The sequence below is a fragment of the Pseudomonas chlororaphis genome (genome assembly GCA_001023535.1).
Classification (GTDB): Bacteria; Pseudomonadota; Gammaproteobacteria; order Pseudomonadales; family Pseudomonadaceae; genus Aquipseudomonas; species Aquipseudomonas chlororaphis_E.
On record CP011020.1, the window covers coordinates 591,398 to 609,086 of the forward strand.

Here is a 17,689-nt window from a genome sequence, read left to right on the forward strand (position 1 = left end):
CTCCCACAGAGGGTTTGGCGGCTGTGAGGCAGGGTTCAGGGTTGGCTATGCCACCCGGCCAGTAACCTCGGCAGTTCGGTCAGGCTGCGAATCTCCGCATCTGGCGCATGTTCGGCATCCCAGGCCTTGCCCGTCGGGTTGAACCACACCGCCCGCAGGCCGGCTTGCTGGGCACCGGCGATGTCGTCGCCGGGGTGGTCACCGATGTGCACGGCGGTCTGGGGCGTGGCACCGCCGCGGTGCAGGGCTTCGTGGAACAATCGGGCGTCGGGTTTGGCGATGCCGATGTCCTCGGCGCACAAGGCAAACTTGAAATAATCGGCCAGCCCCAGGCGGCGCACGTCGGCGTTGCCGTTGGTGACCACGCCCAGGCTGAACTGATTGGCGAGGATTTCCAGGGTGGGCTGTACCTCGGGAAAGATCTCCAACTGATGGCGGGCATGCAGGAACGCCTCGAACCCCTGGTCCGCCAGCTCCGACGCTTGCCACTGGTCATAGCCGGCTTCCTGCAACGCACGGAACAGCACGCGCCGGCGCAACGCACTGATGCGATGCTTCAGGCCGGGTTCTTCGCGCAACACCTGCTCGCGAATCGAGAACAGATGCTCCACTGGCAAGCCGCCCAGGTTCGGTGCGTTATCGGTCAGCCATTGGCGCAGGACGGCCTCGGCGCTGGCGATCACCGGGGCGGTGTCCCACAGGGTGTCGTCCAGGTCGAAAGTGATGAGCTTGATGGTCATGATTCGTCGCCCTTGATGCGTTTGGCCCTGGGGTGGGCACTGTCATAGACCGTCGCCAGGTGCTGGAAGTCCAGGTGGGTATAGATCTGTGTGGTCTTGATGTCCGAGTGGCCGAGCAGTTCCTGGACGGCGCGCAAGTCCTGGGAGGACTCCAGCAGATGGCTGGCAAAGGAATGCCGAAGCATGTGCGGATGCAGGTTCTGGCCCAGTTCGCGCTCGCCGGCGGCCTTGACCCGTAGCTGAATCGCCCTCGGGCCGAGGCGCCGCCCCTGCTGGCTGATGAAGACCGCATCGTCGGCGGGATTGGCCAGCGCCCGAAGCGCCAGCCATTGTTCCAGCGCCTCGCGGGCCTTGCGGCCGATGGGCAGCAGGCGGGTCTTGCTGCCTTTGCCGAGCACCTGGACCATGCCGTCGGCGAGGTCCAGTTGGTCCAGGTTCAGCCCGGTCAGCTCCGAGAGCCGGAGGCCGGAAGAATAGAACAGCTCGAGAATCGCCTGGTCCCGCCGCGCCAGGAAGTCATCCTCGACGGCGCCTTCGAGCAATTGCAGGGTGCGGTCGGTGTCGAGGGTCTTGGGCAGTCGGCGTTCGCCCTTGGGCGGCGCCAGACCGGTGGCCGGGTCGTGATCGCACAGGCCTTCGCGGTTGAGGTACTGGTACAGGCCACGCACCGCCGAGAGCAGGCGCGCCAGGCTGCGGGACGATTGCCCCTGTTGATGCAGGCGAGCGACCAGGCTGCGCAGGCGTTGGATGTCCAGCGCCGACCAGCTGCCGATGTTCTGCTTCTGGCACCAGCCCAGCACTTTTTCCAGGTCGCGGCGATAGGCTGCCAGCGTGTGGGGCGACACCTGGCGCTCACTGCGCAGGTGTTCGCAGTAGGCGTCCAGTTGCCGTTCCATGGTCAGCGTACCGAGCGCAGCGAACCGGCGACCCGAGGCAGCACGCGGCCGGTGACTTCGGCGATGTAGCTCAGAAACAGCGTGCCTACCGAGCTCTTGTAGTGCTGCGGGTCACGGCTGGCGATGGCCAGCACGCCGTGCACGCCCTGGTGGGCGATGGCGACGACGGCGGTGGAGCCGATCTGTTTGCGTTGTTCTTCGCCGAACAGGAAGTCCAGTTCATGTTCGCGCAGGCTGCCACTGACGCTCTTGTTCTCCGTGAGCAGGCCGCCAATGGCGGTCTGCGCTTCGGCGTGGGTCACCCAGCGGCCCACCGGCATGGCGTTGTCGCCGAACAGGATCAGGCTGACGAAGGGCACCTGGAAATCCTGGCGCAGGCTGTCTTCGACGCTCATGACCAGGTCTTCGAGGGTGCTGGCGTCCATCAGCGCCAGGATCAGCCGACGGGTCTTGTCGAAGAGCCGGTCGTTGTCCCGTGCCACGTCCATCAGGTGGGACAGGCGGTGGCGCATTTCAATGTTGCGCTCACGCAGGATCTTCATCTGGTGCTCCACCAGCGACACGGTGTCGCCGCGCCGGTGAGGGATGCGCATCGTTGCCAGCAATTCTTCGTGCCCGACGAAGAAGTCCGGGTGGGCCTCCAGGTAGGCGGCCACGGCCGCGGCTTCTGGAAGCGGGCTCGGAGTGTCGTCGGGCGGCGTCGCTGGAACCTGTGGCTTGTCGGTCATGGGGTTGGCTCACTCAAAGACGAACTTGTCCTTCGTATACGCGCACTGCCGGGCCGGTCATGATCACCGGTTGGCCAGGGCCTGCCCATTCGATGGACAGGCGCCCGCCAGGCAGGTCGATCAGCAAAGGCGAATCCATCCACCCCTGGCTGATCGCCGCAACTGCGGCCGCACAGGCTCCGGTGCCGCAAGCCTGGGTTTCCCCGACGCCGCGCTCCCACACGCGCAACTGCGCGCGGTGACGGTCGATGACTTGCAGGAAACCGACGTTCACCCGTGCTGGAAAGCGTGGGTGGTGTTCGATTTTCGGTCCCAGCTCATGCACCGGCGCGCTGTTGATATCGCTCACGCGCAACACGGCATGGGGGTTGCCCATGGACACCGCGGCCAGTTCCACCGGGGTGCCTTCGACATCGACCTGGTAACTCAGCGCCTGGGCGGGTGCCTTGAACGGAATGTCCGCCGGCACCAGGCGCGGGGCGCCCATGTTGACGCTGATCTGGCCGTCGTTGCGCACATCCAGCTCGATGATGCCGCTCTTGGTCTCGACGCGGATCTGTCGCTTGGCGGTCAGGCGCTTGTCCAGCACGAAGCGGGCGAAGCAGCGCGCGCCATTGCCGCATTGCTCCACTTCCGAACCGTCGGCGTTGAAGATCCGATAGCGGAAGTCCACGTCCGGGTTGTTCGGCGCCTCGACGATCAGCAACTGGTCGAAGCCGATGCCGGTGTGCCGGTCACCCCAGAGCTTGGCGTGCTTGGGCAGAATGTGCGCGTGCTGGCTGACCAGGTCGAGGACCATGAAGTCATTGCCCAGGCCGTGCATCTTGGTAAAACGCAGCAGCATGGTTTTACTCCGGCAGCAGGCTTTCGCCGGCAAACAACTCGGCTACCGTCTCGCGGCGACGCACTTCGAAAGCCTGGTCACCGTCCACCAGCACCTCGGCGCAGCGGCCGCGGGTGTTGTAGTTGGAGCTCATGACAAAACCGTAGGCACCGGCCGAATGCACGGCCAGCAGGTCGCCTTCTTCCAGCGCCAGTTCCCGACCCTTGGCCAGGAAATCACCGGTCTCGCAGATCGGCCCGACGATATCGTAGTTGCGGGTCGCGCCATCGCGCGGGCGCACGGCGGTCACGTCCATCCAGGCCTGGTACAGCGCCGGACGGATCAGGTCGTTCATGGCCGCGTCGACGATGGCGAAATCCTTGTGCTCGGTGTGCTTGAGGTATTCGACCTCGGTCAGCAGCACGCCGGCGTTGGCGACGATGTAGCGGCCTGGCTCGAACATCAGCGCCAGGTCACGCCCTTCGAGGCGTTCACGCACGGTTTTGATGTACTCGGCCACCTGCGGCGGTTGTTCGTCGCGATAGCGCACGCCGACACCGCCACCGAGGTCGATGTGACGCAGGTAGATGCCGCAGTCGCCGAGGCGGTCGACCAGCGCCAGCAGGCGGTCGAGGGCATCGATGAAGGGTTCCAGGGTGGTCAGCTGCGAGCCGATGTGGCAATCGACGCCCAGCACTTCCAGGTTCGGCAGTTGGGCAGCGCGCACGTAGACGTCTTCGGCGTCGGCAATGGCGATGCCGAACTTGTTTTCCTTGAGACCGGTGGAAATGTACGGGTGGGTGCCGGCGTCGACGTCCGGGTTCACGCGCAGGGAGATCGGCGCGCGCACGCCCAGCTCGGCGGCGACGATTTGCAGGCGCTCCAGCTCGTCGGTGGACTCGATGTTGAAGCAGTGCACGCCCACTTCCAGGGCGCGGCGCATGTCTTCACGGGTCTTGCCGACGCCGGAGAAGACGATCTTGTCGGCGCTGCCGCCCGCGGCCAGCACGCGTTCGAGTTCGCCACCGGAAACGATGTCGAAGCCGGCGCCCAGGCGCGCCAGGACGTTGAGCACGCCCAGGTTCGAGTTGGCCTTGACGGCGAAACAGACCAGGTGCGGCATGCCAGCGAGGGCATCGGCGAAGGCCAGGTACTGGGCTTCGATATGGGCGCGGGAATAAACGTAGGTCGGCGTGCCAAAGCGCTCGGCGATCGCGGACAGGGCAACCCCTTCCGCGAACAGCTCCCCGCCACGGTAGTTAAAAACGTCCATGGCGTTCCCTTAGTAAGTGGTGGTGTGGGTGTCGTGCGCGTGGGACTTGGACTGCGACGACTTGGCCTGCTCTTCAGGGGACTTGCTCTCGTCAGGCAGGTACAGCGGACCTTTTTGACCACAAGCTGTTACAAGGCAGGCAACCGCGACGAGCGCAGCAAGGGAAGAGATCAGGCGCTTCATGGCGAAATCCTTGAAAATGCGTTAATTGCGCCGGAGTATACCGGCCACCCGGCGCCTTGCCTATGCAACGGGGCGCCCGTCCGGCGGCGCTGGGGGTCGTCGATGGGTTATCCTTTGCAATCATCAGGCAGCGCCCGTATCTTGCGGCGCTTGAGCATGAGCTGACATTTTCGAGGTTGCCGCAATGAGTTTGACTGAAGCCCGTTTCCACGATCTGGTCGATGCGACCCAGCAAACGCTGGAAGATGTGTTCGACGACAGCGAGTTGGACATCGACCTGGAAAGCTCCGCCGGTGTGCTCACCGTGAAGTTCGAGAACGGCAGCCAGTTGATCTTCAGTCGCCAGGAGCCGTTGCGCCAGTTGTGGCTGGCGGCGGTGTCCGGCGGCTTCCACTTCGACTACGACGAGGAAAGCGAGCGCTGGATGTGCGACAAGAGCGAGGAGCAGCTGGGTGAGATGCTCGAACGCATTGTCGAGGCGCAGGCTGGGGTGAAGCTCGATTTCGAAGGCCTCTGACAGCGTGAGCCAGACCGCTGCGGCGCGCCCGCCCAAGCCGCTCTACAGCAACGTCAGCCCTGCCGTGCCATCGCCGTGCACCAGCGTGTGCAAGCTGGACGAGCAGAAAGTCTGTCTCGGCTGTTTCCGCCATGTGGAGGATATCCGTGAATGGCGCTCGGCCGACGACGCGCGCCGGCGGGTGATCTGTGCCGAGGCGGCCAGACGCAAATCCCAAGTGTAATCATTTGTGGCGAGGGGATTTATCCCCGCTGGGGTGCGAAGCAGCCCTGAAACCTGACGCCTCGGTGTGCCAGATAGAGCACTTTGGGGCTGCTTCGCAGCCCAACGGGGATAAATCCCCTCGCCACAATAGTTTACTTCTGACGCAAACAGTGCAGCCGCCTGTGGGTTGTTTATTTATTGAGCTGTGGTAGTGTCCGGCAACGCCTCAACTCATCGAGGCCCGTGAAAACCCCGTCTTCTTGTGGCGGGGTTTTGCTTTTTTCGTGCAGAAGAAAGGAGTCTGCCTGAATCATGACCGCACCTGCCATCACCCTTACCCGCCTGGACGTACAGCGTCTGGAGCGCCTGATCGACAGCCTTGATGACACCTTGCCCGGCGTCATCGCGTTGCAGACCGAACTGGATCGCGCCGAGGCCCTGGTGGGCCACGATGAAGTGCCGGCCGATGTCGTGACCATGAATTCGCGGGTGCACTGCCGTGAAGAGAGCAGTGGCAAGGACTATCACCTGACGCTGGTCTACCCACAGGACGCCAATGCCGACGAAGGCAAGATCTCGATCCTGGCGCCCGTGGGCAGCGCCTTGCTGGGCCTGAAGGTCGGCCAGCACATCGACTGGCCGGCGCCGGGTGGCAAGACGCTGAAGTTGACCTTGCTGGACGTCGAATACCAGCCCGAGGCCGGCGGTGACTTCCACCTCTGAGGCGAGCCCTCAGACCAGGGCCAGCGCCTCGTTCAGCGCGCGTTCGAGGTCGGCCTTGTAGCGCAGGTACAGGTTGCTTGAACAGGCGCCGTCACCCACCAGCCCCGAGAGGTCCAGGTCGGTGATGTAGCAGCGATAGCGCTGGGCCTCGCGGCGCTGCTCGACGATTTCCCGGGCGACCACGCGAAACAGCTGGTCGCCATGCTCCAATTCGGAAAATTCCTGCTGGTCGCAATACAGCGTCACGTGCACCTGCCCGTGGGTCGCCTTGCCGATGATTGCCTGCACGTCATAGAACGGTTTGTTCTGCGGTGTCTGCGGCGCTTGCCGCGATTCGATCCGCCGCGCCCGGCCTGGGCCTGACGGCAGGAGCTGGTAGTACAGGGTTTCCAGGGGCAGCGGTTGGGCGGCCTCGATCGGCAGCAGCGCGTCGCGGCGGTACAGCACCGATTGCAGGAAGCGCTGCAAAGGCACCAGCAGGCTGTGCTCATCGTGATACGGCAAGCGTTGCTGCCACAGGGCATTGAGCTCATCGAGCACGTACAGATCGGCATCGTCGTCGTTGACCCGGTAGAACACCTGGATGCACTCGGGCTGCCCCATGGGCAGGACCAGCGCCAGGTCGTGGTCTTCCAGGGCCATCGAGTCCAGGTGCAGCGGACTGTAGGCGCTCAGTTCCTCGCCCAGGTAATCCATCAGCGCCGACTGGCTGCCCAGCGCCACGTGATTGACCTGGCCGGGCAGCAATTCCAGCACGTGATAGTGCTGCTGGACCTGAAGCAGGTAGCGGTAGTTGAGCCGGCTCAGCAGCAGGGTCTGCGCGGTTTCGAAGACCTCTTCGACCCGGCGGGCAATGAACTGGGCACGGTTGTGGCAGAAGCAGCGCACCTGCAAGCGCGGCTGGTTTTGCGTGGCGGGCAGGTCGTTGAGGTAGTCGCGCAAGCAATCGAGCAACGCATGCTCGCCGTCGAAACGGTTGACCAGCACTTCATTCCAGCTGTTGAGCGTGACCTGGTCGAGGGTCAGCACCAGGTTTTCCCGGACCCCGGCGTAACTCAGGGAGTCGGTGCGCTCGGTGGTCATCAGGATATTCAGGTCGCGGTGGTGCTTGAGCGGATCGACGCCGACGTTTACCAGGATCAGCACTTCGCTGGGTACGCTGGCGCGCAGCAGTCGCTCTTCGTCGACCGTGGCCAGAGGCAGGGCGATGGACTGTTGCAGGCTGCCCAGCAAGTTGAACAGCTCGAACTCGCTCAGGTCGCTGCTACCGGGGTGCAAGGCCAGGCGCGTGCTGCTGTCGATCACGCCGTTGCGATGGCACCAGGTCAACAGCTCCAGCAGCTCGCGGCTGCGCTTGATCGGCGCGAAGTTCTCCCACTCCAGGGCGTTGAGGCTGCCGTTGTACAAGCCCCACTGGTTTTGCCCAGGCTCTTTCTTGTTCGGCGACTGGACCAGCGTCAGGGTGTCTTCGGCCAGGTCCGGGGCGATGCCGGGGTTGATGAACTCGACCTTGTCGGCCTTGCGCTCGAACGCCGCGTACAGCCGTCGCCCAAGGACATTGAGATCGCGCTTGTTGATCAGGCTGACGGTCTTTTCGGTGCGGGCGAACTGGGACAGGAAGCGGTAGCTGTGGGTCAGCTCGTTGACCAGGGCCCGCCGCTCATGGCTGACCTGGCGCACTTTCCATTGGCTGCGGCTGTCCAGCAGCGCCAGTTGCCGCTGGTCCCAGCCCCATTCCCGAGCCAGGCGCTCGAGCAGCACCCGTTGCCAGCCGCCGCTGCGTACCTGGCCGGTGAGTTTGCGATTGACCTTCAGATACAACGCCCGGCGGATCAGCTCCAGGCGTTCGGGTTCGCCACGGGCATTGAGGTATTCCTCGAGGCGGCGGTAGACCACCATGTAGGGGTCCAGCTCTTCCAGGTCCAGGCGGTTGGCAAACACCGCCTGCTTGAAGCGCAGGCTCAGGCAGCGCACATCCGGGTGTTCGCTGGCGTACACCTCGGTCAGCAGCAGCTTGAGCACAGACTTGTAGGGTGATTCGATGCCCTTGAACAACTGCCAGAGCCCGGCCCCGATGAACTCTCCCGGTGGGATGTAGGCCATATGGCCCAGGTCCAGGGTCTCGTCGGCGCGAATGAAACGCTTGGAAAGCAACGTATGGGTGTATTGCTCATAGTTGTCTTCCTCGTAGACCGGCACCAGCCACCAGATGGGCGTGCGCCCGGCCAGCCAGATCGCGGTGCGGTAGAACTCGTCCAGCAGCAGGTAATGCTGGGTCGTGCCGCAGTCGTCGGAGCTGAGCTGGTTGTCGCGCTCGCCGCGCACGAAGCGCACCGGGTCGATCAGGAAAAAGTGCGCCTCGGCGCCCTGGGTCGCGGCCCAGGCTTCCAGCAACTGGCATTTCTTGCGCAGCTCGGCCAGTTCGTCGTCGCTCAAGTCCGGGCCGTGGCAGACCCACACGTCCATGTCGCTCTGGTCGGCCTGGGCCAGGGTGCCCAGGCTGCCCATCAGGAACAATCCATGGATCGGTCGCGGCGGATTGCTGCCGTGGCGCGGCTTGTAGGAAAACGAACGGGTCAGGCGCTGGGCCTCTGCGAGCACGTTGGCATCGGGTTCGTAATTCGACAGCCCCGCGGGCGTGCTGCCGGAGACGTAGCCAGGCAGCAGCGGATGGTTGACGTGGAAGAACAGTGGCAACAGCGTCAGCACGCCTTGCTGGCGCGGGGACAGGCCTTCCAGGGCGCGCTCCATCCGGACGCTGTTGAGCTTGAGAAAACGTGCGCGCAACTGGCTCAGGACCTTGCGGTCGATTCCCTCGTCCAGATCAGGGCGTATTTCATGGTTGCGGGTCATGTCGGCTCAAACCGGCTCGCGGCGTCGAACGTGGGAAATCAGGGGGTGATGGCAGTTTAGCGTCCGGGCTCGGGAATTCTTAAGCTGAAAGTCGATTGGGATGTCAGATTTTTCACGCAAGACGCCTGCGCCTGCGGAAATCCGGCCAGGCAGATTTCCGTGGGCGACAGGGGCGAATCAGGCGGCTTCTTGGACGCTGAGAATCGTCAGGACGGTTTGGACATTCTGCGCGGCGTCCCGACCCAGGCTGGTCAGGTAACCACCGTCGGGTTGGGTGATCAGTTCTTTTTCATACAGGCGTTGGGCGGCGGCAATGGCCTTGGGGGCAGCGGTCTGATGAATTTTCAGGCCTTCCTGGGAACTGTCCAGGTTGAAGAGTGCAAGGATTTCCAGTTCGGCAACCAACTCAGGGGTAAGCGACATAAGGACTCCAGACTTTCTAGGAATTGGGTCGACAGCGTCACTAAGGTGAGCGCACTCGGCCGAGCTGTCCAGTGCCAGGGTCATGCTTTTTTTGTTTTGGGGAGGGGGGCCAGTGTTCTGTCAGGCTAAATCCCCTCGCCACAGGAGCATCTGCACCTGTCGTTCAGTTCTTTTCCGGCGGCAGCTCAGGCAGGGCGCGCAGTGCGGCTTCGTACCATTGGGTATCGAACGGGCGGTCTTCTTCCAGGATCGCGTCGATCTCGACTGCCAGCACATGGGCCATCAGGTTGAGGATGTCTTCGCGCTCATAACCGACCAGGGTCAACTTGTTGAAGGTGGCTTTGGCCGCAGGCGGATTGTCACTTTCGATCTGGTTTTCGATGGCCTGGATCAGCGTGTTTTCAACGAATTCTTCTTCGTCGTTATCGATATCGGTTGGCTCGCTCATGGCCGGCTCCTGTCAGAAAGGTCGCCAGTTTACCTGCATTCAGCGCCGTGATGCGCCTGGCGAGAAACGTCCGCGCAGTCTATAACGCTAGGCTGCCAACCCCCACCGGCCTGGAGGCATCTGTAATGCTCGAGCTTTATGGTTTCTGCGTCAGCAATTACTACAACATGGTCAAGCTGGCACTGCTGGAGAAGGGCGTGCCCTTCCAGGAAGTGTCGTTCTACGGCAGTCAGGCCCCCGAAGTGGTTGCCATCAGCCCGCGCGGCAAGGTGCCGGTGCTCAAGACCGAGCGAGGTTTCATCAGCGAGACCAGCGTGATCCTCGAATACATCGAGCAAACCCAGCAGGGCAAGGCCCTGCTGCCCAGCGATCCGTACGAGCGCGCCCAGATATTGGCCCTGTGCAGGGAGATCGAGCTGTACATCGAACTGCCCGCCCGGGCCTGCTATGCCGAGGCCTTCTTCGGCATGTCGGTGGCCGATGCGGTCAAGGAAAAGGCCAAGGCCGAACTGCTGCTGGGGTTCGCTTCGCTGGGCAGGCACGGCAAATTCTCGCCCTATGTCGCGGGCGACAGCCTGAGCATTGCCGATCTGTATTTTCTCTACAGTGTTTCGCCCGCCTTACAGGTGGGCAAGAAGTTGTTCGATATTGACCTGCTGGCCGAACTGCCCGCGGCCCAGGCGTTGATGGAGCGCTTGGGGCAAAATCCGCACGTGCAGCGCATCGCCGCGGACAGGGACGCGGGGATGCCGGAGTTTTTGGCGAAGGTCGCCGCCAAGAAGTGAATGTGTAGCGTCTGAGCGGATGCCTTCGCGAGCAAGCCCGCTCCCACATTGGATCTCCATCAGCTCATAGAGCCTGCGTTCACTGGAGATCGACTGTGGGAGCGGGCTTGCTCGCGAAGCTTTTCGCCTTTTAGCGGCTGGCGAGCAACGCCTGGCCGCGCACGACCGCTGCCTTGACCTGCGCCGGCGCGGTGCCGCCGATGTGGTCCCGGGCATTGACCGAGCCTTCGAGGGTCAGCACCGCGAACACGTCCTGTTCGATCTGGTCGCTGAAGCGGCGCAGTTCGTCCAGGCTCATCTCCGCCAGGTCCTTGCCGCTGTCCACCCCGTACTTGACGGCGTGACCGACGATTTCATGGCAGTCGCGGAAGGGCAGGCCACGGCGCACCAGGTAGTCGGCCAAGTCGGTGGCGGTGGAGAAACCACGCAGGGCCGCTTCGCGCATCACCGCATGCTTGGGCTTGATGGCCGGGATCATGTCGGCGAAGGCCCGCAACGAGTCGCGCAGGGTATCGGCGGCGTCGAACAGCGGTTCCTTGTCTTCCTGATTGTCCTTGTTGTAAGCCAGCGGTTGGCCTTTCATCAGGGTCAACAGGCCCATCAGCGCGCCGAACACCCGACCGCTCTTGCCCCGCACCAGCTCCGGGACGTCGGGGTTTTTCTTTTGCGGCATGATCGAGCTGCCGGTGCAGAAGCGGTCGGGCAGGTCGATGAACTGGAACTGCGCGCTGGTCCACAGCACCAGCTCTTCGGAGAAACGCGACAGGTGCATCATCGCGATGCTCGCGGCGGCGCAGAATTCGATGGCGAAATCGCGGTCCGAGACGTTATCCAGCGAGTTGCCGCCCACGGCGTCGAAGCCCAGCAGTTGGGCGGTGTAGGCGCGGTCGATCGGGTAGGTGGTACCGGCCAGCGCGGCGCTGCCCAGGGGCATGCGGTTGGTGCGCTTGCGGCAGTCGACCAGGCGTTCGTAATCGCGGCTGAGCATTTCGAACCAGGCCAGCATGTGGTGCCCGAAGGTCACCGGTTGCGCGGTCTGCAGGTGCGTGAAGCCCGGCATGATGCTTTCGGCCTCGCGTTCGGCCTGCTCCAGCAAGCCTTTTTGCAGGCGGGTGATTTCGGCCAGGATCAGGTCGATCTCGTCGCGCAGCCACAGGCGGATGTCGGTGGCGACCTGGTCGTTGCGGCTGCGGCCGGTGTGCAGCTTCTTGCCGGTCACGCCGATGCGATCGGTCAGGCGCGCTTCGATGTTCATGTGCACGTCTTCGAGGTCGACGCGCCAGTCGAACTGGCCGGCCTCGATTTCAGCCTGGATGGTCTTGAGGCCGTCGATGATGCTGTCGCGCTCGGCATCGGTCAGCACGCCGACCTTGGCCAGCATGGTGGCGTGGGCGATCGAGCCCATGATGTCGTGGCGATACAGGCGCTGGTCGAAGTTGACGGAGGCGGTGAAGCGGGCGACGAAGGCGTCGACGGGTTCACTGAAGCGGCCGCCCCAGGACTGATTGGTCTTGTCAGTGCTCATGAATTCGCTCGTGATCGGCTGTGGAAAAAGTAGCGGTTGAAGGCTGCGGCGGATGATAACAGGGTTGCCAGGGCTGGCGCTGACACTGGTCGGCAGGTTTTTTACCCGTGGGCCGGGCGTTCGGACCCGGTTTTGCGCGCAACGATATTTTCCGATTGAGCAATATCGTCGTGGCAACCGTCTACAGTGGACGATAGGTGTTTGCTTTTTTTCATTCATGGCGAATCGGCCGAATCAACCAGGGGGTGCTCAATATTGGTCAAATCGAAAACGAACAATCCCTACGGCGACGCCGTGCGACAACAGGCCTCGAGCATCGGTAGGCAAGCGCTGGTAAAGATAGGCGACCGCCTCGCGGCACTTTTTGGCCCTCGGGCGAGTCTTAGCGTGGATCGCGGTGACGGATGTCACTTCCCCTGTCTACGCTATCCTTGTGCGAGACTCACGCAGGAATCCAGCGCAATATGAATGTCCTGATCGTTGATGACGAACCACTGGCCCGCGAGCGCCTGAGCCGAATGGTTGGCGAGCTCGAGGGTTACAGTGTCCTGGAGCCGAGCGCCACCAATGGCGAAGAGGCATTGGCCCTTATCGACAGCCACAAGCCGGATATCGTGCTGCTCGACATTCGCATGCCTGGCCTGGATGGCCTGCAGGTCGCGGCGAAGTTGTGCGAACGAGAGTCGCCGCCTGCGGTGGTGTTCTGCAGCACCCGGGACGATTTTCCGCCCGAGGTCCTGCAGGCCAGCGCCGTCGGCCATCTGGTCAAGCCGGTGGCGTCCGAGGCCTTGCCCGATGCCTTGCGCAAGGCCGAGCGACCCAACCGGGTGCAACTGGCGGCGCTGACCCGCCCGGCAGCGGAAAGTGGCAGCGGCCCGCGCAGCCATATCAGCGCGCGCACCCGCAAAGGCATTGAGTTGATCCCGTTGAACCAGGTGGTCTACTTCATTGCCGATCACAAGTACGTGACCTTGCGCCACGAGAGTGGCGAGGTGTTGCTGGACGAGCCACTCAAGGCCCTTGAGGACGAGTTCGGCGAACGCTTTGTTCGTATCCACCGCAATGCCCTGGTGGCCCGCGAGCGGATCGAGCGTTTGCAACGCACGCCCCTGGGGCATTTCCAGCTTTTCCTCAAAGGCCTCAACGGTGATGCGCTGATCGTCAGCCGACGACACGTGGCCGGCGTGCGCAAGATGATGCAGCAGCTTTAGCCCGGTTCGCGGGGGCGTTCCAGACATTCCTTTCCCAGGACAATGACGGCCAGGGAGGCCTTGGGGTCGTGATTCAAATCAAAGCGGTTCTGGCTGAACTGTTATTATCTGCCGTATCTTTTAAGTACGGATTGATCCATGTCCCCTCGCGAGATCCGCATCGCCACCCGTAAAAGTGCCCTGGCCCTCTGGCAGGCCGAATACGTCAAAGCCCGCCTGGAAGCCGCCCATCCCGGGCTGGTCGTGACCCTGGTGCCCATGGTCAGTCGCGGCGACAAGCTGCTCGACTCCCCCCTGTCGAAGATTGGCGGCAAGGGCCTGTTCGTCAAGGAACTGGAAACCGCGTTGCTGGACAACGAAGCCGACATCGCCGTGCACTCGATGAAAGACGTGCCCATGGACTTCCCCGAAGGCCTGGGCCTGTTTTGCATCTGCGAGCGGGAAGACCCGCGCGATGCATTCGTTTCCAACACGTTTGCCAGCCTCGAGGCATTGCCAGCCGGCAGTGTGGTGGGCACCTCCAGCCTGCGTCGCCAGGCACAATTGCTGACGCGCCGCCCGGACCTGCAGATCCGTTTCCTGCGTGGCAACGTGAACACGCGTCTGGCCAAGCTCGACGCCGGCGAGTACGACGCGATCATCCTCGCCGCCGCCGGCCTGATCCGCCTGGGTTTCGAAGACCGTATCACCTCGGCCATCAGCGTCGACGACAGCCTGCCAGCAGGTGGGCAGGGCGCCGTGGGCATCGAGTGCCGCAGCGCCGACAGCGACATCCATGCCTTGCTGGCGCCGTTGCACCATGAAGACACCGCCACCCGGGTATTCGCCGAGCGCGCCCTCAACAAGCATCTGAACGGCGGTTGCCAGGTGCCGATCGCTTGTTACGCCGTGTTGGAAGGCGAGCAGGTCTGGTTGCGTGGCCTGGTGGGCGATCCCAATGGCGGCCGGTTGCTCAGTGCCGAGGCCCGGGCGCCGCATCGCGATGCCGAGGCGCTGGGCGTGCGCGTGGCCGAAGACCTGCTGAGCCAGGGCGCCGCCGACATTCTCAAGGCGGTCTACGGCGAGGCGGGCCACGCGTGACGGGGTGGCGGCTGCTGCTCACACGGCCGCAGGATGAGTCGTCGGCCTTGGCGGCTGTCTTGGCTGATGCGGGTATCTTCAGCAGCAGCCTGCCGTTGCTGGCGATCGAGCCGATCCCGCTGTCGGATGCCGGGCGGGCGATGCTCCAATCCCTGGACCAATACTGTGCCGTGATCGTGGTCAGCAAGCCCGCCGCCCGTCTGTGCATCGAACAACTGCGCCTGCTCTGGCCCGAGCCGCCCGATCAGCCGTGGTTCAGCGTGGGGGCGGCCACCGGGCAGATTCTCGCCGACGCCGGCCTCACGGTGTTTTATCCCGACAACGGTGACGACAGCGAAGCCTTGCTCGAACTTCCCGCGTTGCGCCAGGCTGTCAGCCGGCCCGATCCGCGGGTCTTGATCGTGCGTGGCGAAGGCGGGCGCGGCTTGCTGGCAGAGCGTTTGCGCGAGCAAGGTGCTAGTGTCGATTACCTGGAGTTGTACCGACGCGACATTCCTCATTACGCCGAAGGTGAGCTGTCGGCGCGGGTTGAAGCGGAACGCTTGAACGCACTGGTGGTCAGCAGTGGGCAGGGCCTGGAGCATCTGCAGCGGTTGGCCGGCGATGCCTGGCCGACGCTGGCACGGCTACCGTTGTTTGTGCCAAGCCCAAGGGTTGCCGAGATGGCGCGTGCCGCCGGGGCCCGAACAGTTGTGGATTGCCGTGGCGCTAGCGCCGCGGCTTTGCTGGCGGCGTTACGGGAACACTCCGTGCCGTTTTCTAATGCGAAGGATGGATACGTGAGCGAAACAGCCTTGCCAAAAGCAGATCAAGACCAGCCGGTGCTCGACGCGCCGGTTGAAACCCCGGCCCCGGTGGCGCCGCGTCGCGGCAACGGGCTGGCTATTTTTGCCTTGTTGCTCGGGGCCGCCGGCGTAGCGGTTGGCGGCTGGGGTGTGTGGCAGGTGCGTCACCTGCAAACCAACAACCAGCAACAGTCCGCCCAGGTCCAGGCGCTGAACGACCAGGCCCAGACCCTCAAGCTCAATGAGCAGCGCCTGACCGAGCGCCTGGCCCAGTTGCCTGGCGCCGAAGAGCTGGAGGAACGTCGTCGCCTGGTGGCCCAGCTGCAAGGTGACCAGCAGCACCTGAGCCAGCGCCTGGAAACCGTGCTCGGTGCCAGCCGCAAGGACTGGCGCCTGGCCGAGGCCGAGCATTTGCTGCGCCTGGCCAGCCTGCGTCTTTCCGCCTTGCAGGACATCAGCAGCGCCCAGGCGCTGGTCCAGGGCGCCGACGAAATCCTGCGCGAACAGGATGACCCCGGTTCGTTCGCCGCCCGCGAACAACTGGCCAAGACCTTGGCCGCGTTGCGCAGCACCGAGCAGCCGGATCGCACCGGACTGTTCCTGCAACTGGGCGCCCTGCGAGACCAGGTGCTGCAACTCAGCGAGCTGGCGCCGGAATACAAGGATCGCGGCGAGTCCCTGCTGGGCCTGACGGCCGATGGTGATGGTGCCAGCCGCTGGGCACAGTGGTGGGACCAGATCTCGCGTTACATCCGCATCGACTTCAACGCCGATGAGAACGTCCGTCCGCTCCTGGCCGGGCAAAGCCTGATGCAAGTGCGCCTGGCCTTGAGCCTGGCGCTGGAGCAGGCCCAATGGGCGGCCCTCAATGGGCAGGCGCCGGTGTACACCCAGGCGCTGACCGAGGCGCGGGACGTGCTGAAAAACAACTTCAACCAGGACAACCCCCAGATCAAGATCATGCTCGAACGCGTGGCCGAGCTGACCAACCAGCCGGTGACCGTGGTCACGCCGGACCTGACGGGCACCCTGAGCAGCGTCCAGGCCTATCTTGAGCGGCGCAACCTCAATGCCGAAGAGTCGGTCAAGCCGCTGCCCAAGGCGGGCGCCCAGGAGGCCACGCCATGAAGCGCCTCTACGTGATTGTGTTCGTGGTCATCGCCGTCGCCGCTTTGCTGGGCGTGGCCATCGCGGAGCATTCGGGTTACGTACTGGTGGCGTACAAAAACTTCCGTTACGAAGCCGGCCTGTGGGTCACCCTGGCGCTGGTGGCGGTGTTCTGGCTGCTGTGGCGCGCGGTGGTTGCGTTGATCGGGCTGGTGACCACCTCCAGCGGCGTGGTCAACCCGTGGTCGCGCCGCAACCGCAGCCGACGTGTGCAAGTGGCGATCGAGCACGGCCAGTTGGACCTGGCCGAAGGTCGCTGGGCCAGTGCCCAACGGCACTTGCACCGCGCCGCCGAAGCCGAGCGCCAACCCCTGTTGTATTACCTCGGCGCGGCCCGCGCGGCCAATGAACAAGGGCTTTACGAGCAGAGCGACAGCCTGCTGGAGCGCGCCCTGGAGCGCCAGCCCCAGGCGGAACTGGCCATTGCCCTGACTCACGCGCAGCTGCAGACCGACCGGGGCGACACCGAGGGGGCGCTGGAGACGCTGCAAGCCATGCACGAACGCCATCCACATAACGTCCAGGTGCTGCGCCAGTTGCAACGGCTGCATCAGCAGCGCGGCGACTGGTCGGCGGTGATCCGGCTGCTGCCCGAGCTGCGCAAGGACAAGGTCTTGCCTGCCGCCGAGCTGGCGGAGCTGGAGCGTCGGGCGTGGGGCGAGAACCTCACCCTGGCGGCCCACCGCGAAGAGGATGGCAGCGTCGGCTTGCAATCGTTGAACCGGGCCTGGCAACAATTGACCTCCGCCCAGCGCCAGGAGCCGGCGCTGGTGCTGGCGTATGCCGAGCAGTTGCGGCAACTCGGAGCGCAGATCGAAGCCGAAGAGGCGCTGCGCATCGCGCTCAAGCGCCACTACGACAGCCATCTCGCGCGCTTGTACGGGCTGGTCCGCGGCAGTGATCCGGTCCGGCAACTGCAAACGGCCGAAGGCTGGCTCAAGGACCATCCGGCCGATCCGAGCCTGCTGCTGACCCTGGGGCGTCTCTGCCTGCAGAACAGCTTGTGGGGCAAGGCCCGGGATTACCTGGAAAGCAGCCTGCGGATCCAGCGCAATCCCGAAGCCTGCGCAGAGTTGGCGCGCCTGTTGGCGCAGTTGGGCGACGCCGAGCGCAGCAATCAGTTGTTCCAGGAAGGACTGGGCTTGCTCGACGAGCGCCTGCTGGCGGCGCCGCTGCCGGTGTCGGCGCAGGTGCTGTCGACGTGAGCGGCCTGAGTCATCGTGGCGAGGGCGCCGCTCCCTCGCCACGGCTTTTATTGCGTTACAAGCGATGATCAGCCATCGCTTGGAGGGCTTTTGTCAGTGCCCTTAGCAAAGTCCTACAGC

At 63.9% G+C, this 17,689-nt stretch carries 18 protein-coding genes; 8 read left to right on the plus strand and 10 right to left on the minus strand.

From position 1 onward, the window contains the following. Positions 1 to 35 precede the first annotated feature (35 nt). From VM99_02445 to VM99_02470, 6 genes are read right to left on the minus strand one after another with little or no spacing between them, the layout of a single operon-like run. Positions 36 to 740: an HAD family hydrolase gene (locus VM99_02445; GenBank protein ID AKJ96960.1), complete on the minus strand. Its 705-nt coding sequence runs from the start codon at positions 738 to 740 to the stop codon at positions 36 to 38. Beyond that, positions 737 to 1,636: a recombinase XerC gene (locus VM99_02450; GenBank protein AKJ96961.1), complete on the minus strand. Its 900-nt coding sequence runs from the start codon at positions 1,634 to 1,636 to the stop codon at positions 737 to 739. Before VM99_02450 ends, VM99_02445 begins: the two co-directional genes overlap by 4 nt. Before the next feature lie 2 nt (positions 1,637 to 1,638). Continuing rightward, a complete protein-coding gene (locus VM99_02455) occupies positions 1,639 to 2,364 on the minus strand; it encodes a hypothetical protein (protein ID AKJ96962.1) in 726 nt (241 codons plus the stop codon). Positions 2,365 to 2,377: 13 nt separating this feature from the next. Then, positions 2,378 to 3,208, minus strand: a complete 831-nt coding sequence (locus VM99_02460; protein ID AKJ96963.1) for a diaminopimelate epimerase — start codon at positions 3,206 to 3,208, stop codon at positions 2,378 to 2,380. A 4-nt stretch (positions 3,209 to 3,212) separates the two neighbouring features. Continuing rightward, positions 3,213 to 4,460 carry a diaminopimelate decarboxylase gene (locus tag VM99_02465; protein ID AKJ96964.1) on the minus strand — a complete coding sequence of 416 codons (1,248 nt, stop codon included), beginning with the start codon at positions 4,458 to 4,460 and terminating at the stop codon, positions 3,213 to 3,215. 9 nt (positions 4,461 to 4,469) lie between these two features. Continuing rightward, on the minus strand, positions 4,470 to 4,643 hold the full coding sequence (locus tag VM99_02470) for a lipoprotein LppL (GenBank protein ID AKJ96965.1): 174 nt from the start codon (positions 4,641 to 4,643) through the stop codon (positions 4,470 to 4,472). A 184-nt stretch (positions 4,644 to 4,827) separates the two neighbouring features. On the opposite strand from VM99_02470, the gene VM99_02475 reads away from it, so the two are divergent. From VM99_02475 to VM99_02485, 3 genes are all read left to right on the plus strand, one after another. Beyond that, entirely contained in the window at positions 4,828 to 5,160 is a 333-nt protein-coding gene (locus tag VM99_02475; protein ID AKJ96966.1) for a frataxin, read from the plus strand. 4 nt (positions 5,161 to 5,164) lie between these two features. Then, complete coding sequence (locus VM99_02480; protein AKJ96967.1) at positions 5,165 to 5,383, plus strand: DNA mismatch repair protein MutT; 219 nt, start codon at positions 5,165 to 5,167, stop codon at positions 5,381 to 5,383. Between the two features lie 293 nt (positions 5,384 to 5,676). After that, complete coding sequence (locus VM99_02485) at positions 5,677 to 6,087, plus strand: nucleoside diphosphate kinase regulator (protein ID AKJ96968.1); 411 nt, start codon at positions 5,677 to 5,679, stop codon at positions 6,085 to 6,087. A 9-nt stretch (positions 6,088 to 6,096) separates the two neighbouring features. Here VM99_02485 and VM99_02490 read toward each other — a convergent pair whose 3' ends face one another. The 3 genes from VM99_02490 to VM99_02500 form a co-directional block, all read right to left on the minus strand. Beyond that, positions 6,097 to 8,940, minus strand: a complete 2,844-nt coding sequence (locus VM99_02490; protein AKJ96969.1) for an adenylate cyclase — start codon at positions 8,938 to 8,940, stop codon at positions 6,097 to 6,099. 177 nt (positions 8,941 to 9,117) lie between these two features. Then, on the minus strand, positions 9,118 to 9,363 hold the full coding sequence (locus VM99_02495) for a DNA-binding protein (GenBank protein AKJ96970.1): 246 nt from the start codon (positions 9,361 to 9,363) through the stop codon (positions 9,118 to 9,120). A gap of 163 nt (positions 9,364 to 9,526) precedes the next feature. Further along, positions 9,527 to 9,811, minus strand: a complete 285-nt coding sequence (locus VM99_02500) for a hypothetical protein (GenBank protein ID AKJ96971.1) — start codon at positions 9,809 to 9,811, stop codon at positions 9,527 to 9,529. Positions 9,812 to 9,936: 125 nt separating this feature from the next. Between VM99_02500 and VM99_02505 the strand changes: the two genes are divergently transcribed. Further along, entirely contained in the window at positions 9,937 to 10,596 is a 660-nt protein-coding gene (locus VM99_02505) for a glutathione S-transferase (protein ID AKJ96972.1), read from the plus strand. A gap of 130 nt (positions 10,597 to 10,726) precedes the next feature. Here VM99_02505 and VM99_02510 read toward each other — a convergent pair whose 3' ends face one another. Beyond that, a complete protein-coding gene (locus tag VM99_02510) occupies positions 10,727 to 12,121 on the minus strand; it encodes an argininosuccinate lyase (GenBank protein AKJ96973.1) in 1,395 nt (464 codons plus the stop codon). 464 nt (positions 12,122 to 12,585) lie between these two features. On the opposite strand from VM99_02510, the gene VM99_02515 reads away from it, so the two are divergent. The 4 genes from VM99_02515 (at position 12,586) to VM99_02530 (ending at position 17,569) form a co-directional block, all read left to right on the plus strand. After that, entirely contained in the window at positions 12,586 to 13,332 is a 747-nt protein-coding gene (locus VM99_02515) for a chemotaxis protein CheY (GenBank protein ID AKJ96974.1), read from the plus strand. A 138-nt stretch (positions 13,333 to 13,470) separates the two neighbouring features. Next, positions 13,471 to 14,412 carry a porphobilinogen deaminase gene (locus VM99_02520; GenBank protein ID AKJ96975.1) on the plus strand — a complete coding sequence of 314 codons (942 nt, stop codon included), beginning with the start codon at positions 13,471 to 13,473 and terminating at the stop codon, positions 14,410 to 14,412. A 779-nt stretch (positions 14,413 to 15,191) separates the two neighbouring features. Beyond that, positions 15,192 to 16,325, plus strand: a complete 1,134-nt coding sequence (locus VM99_02525; GenBank protein AKK01675.1) for a uroporphyrin-III methyltransferase — start codon at positions 15,192 to 15,194, stop codon at positions 16,323 to 16,325. After that, the gene (locus VM99_02530) at positions 16,322 to 17,569 is read left to right on the plus strand and encodes a heme biosynthesis protein HemY (protein AKJ96976.1); all 1,248 of its coding nucleotides are present in this window, start codon (positions 16,322 to 16,324) and stop codon (positions 17,567 to 17,569) included. The genes VM99_02525 and VM99_02530 overlap by 4 nt, the downstream gene beginning before the upstream one ends. The last annotated feature ends 120 nt before the right edge of the window (positions 17,570 to 17,689 follow it).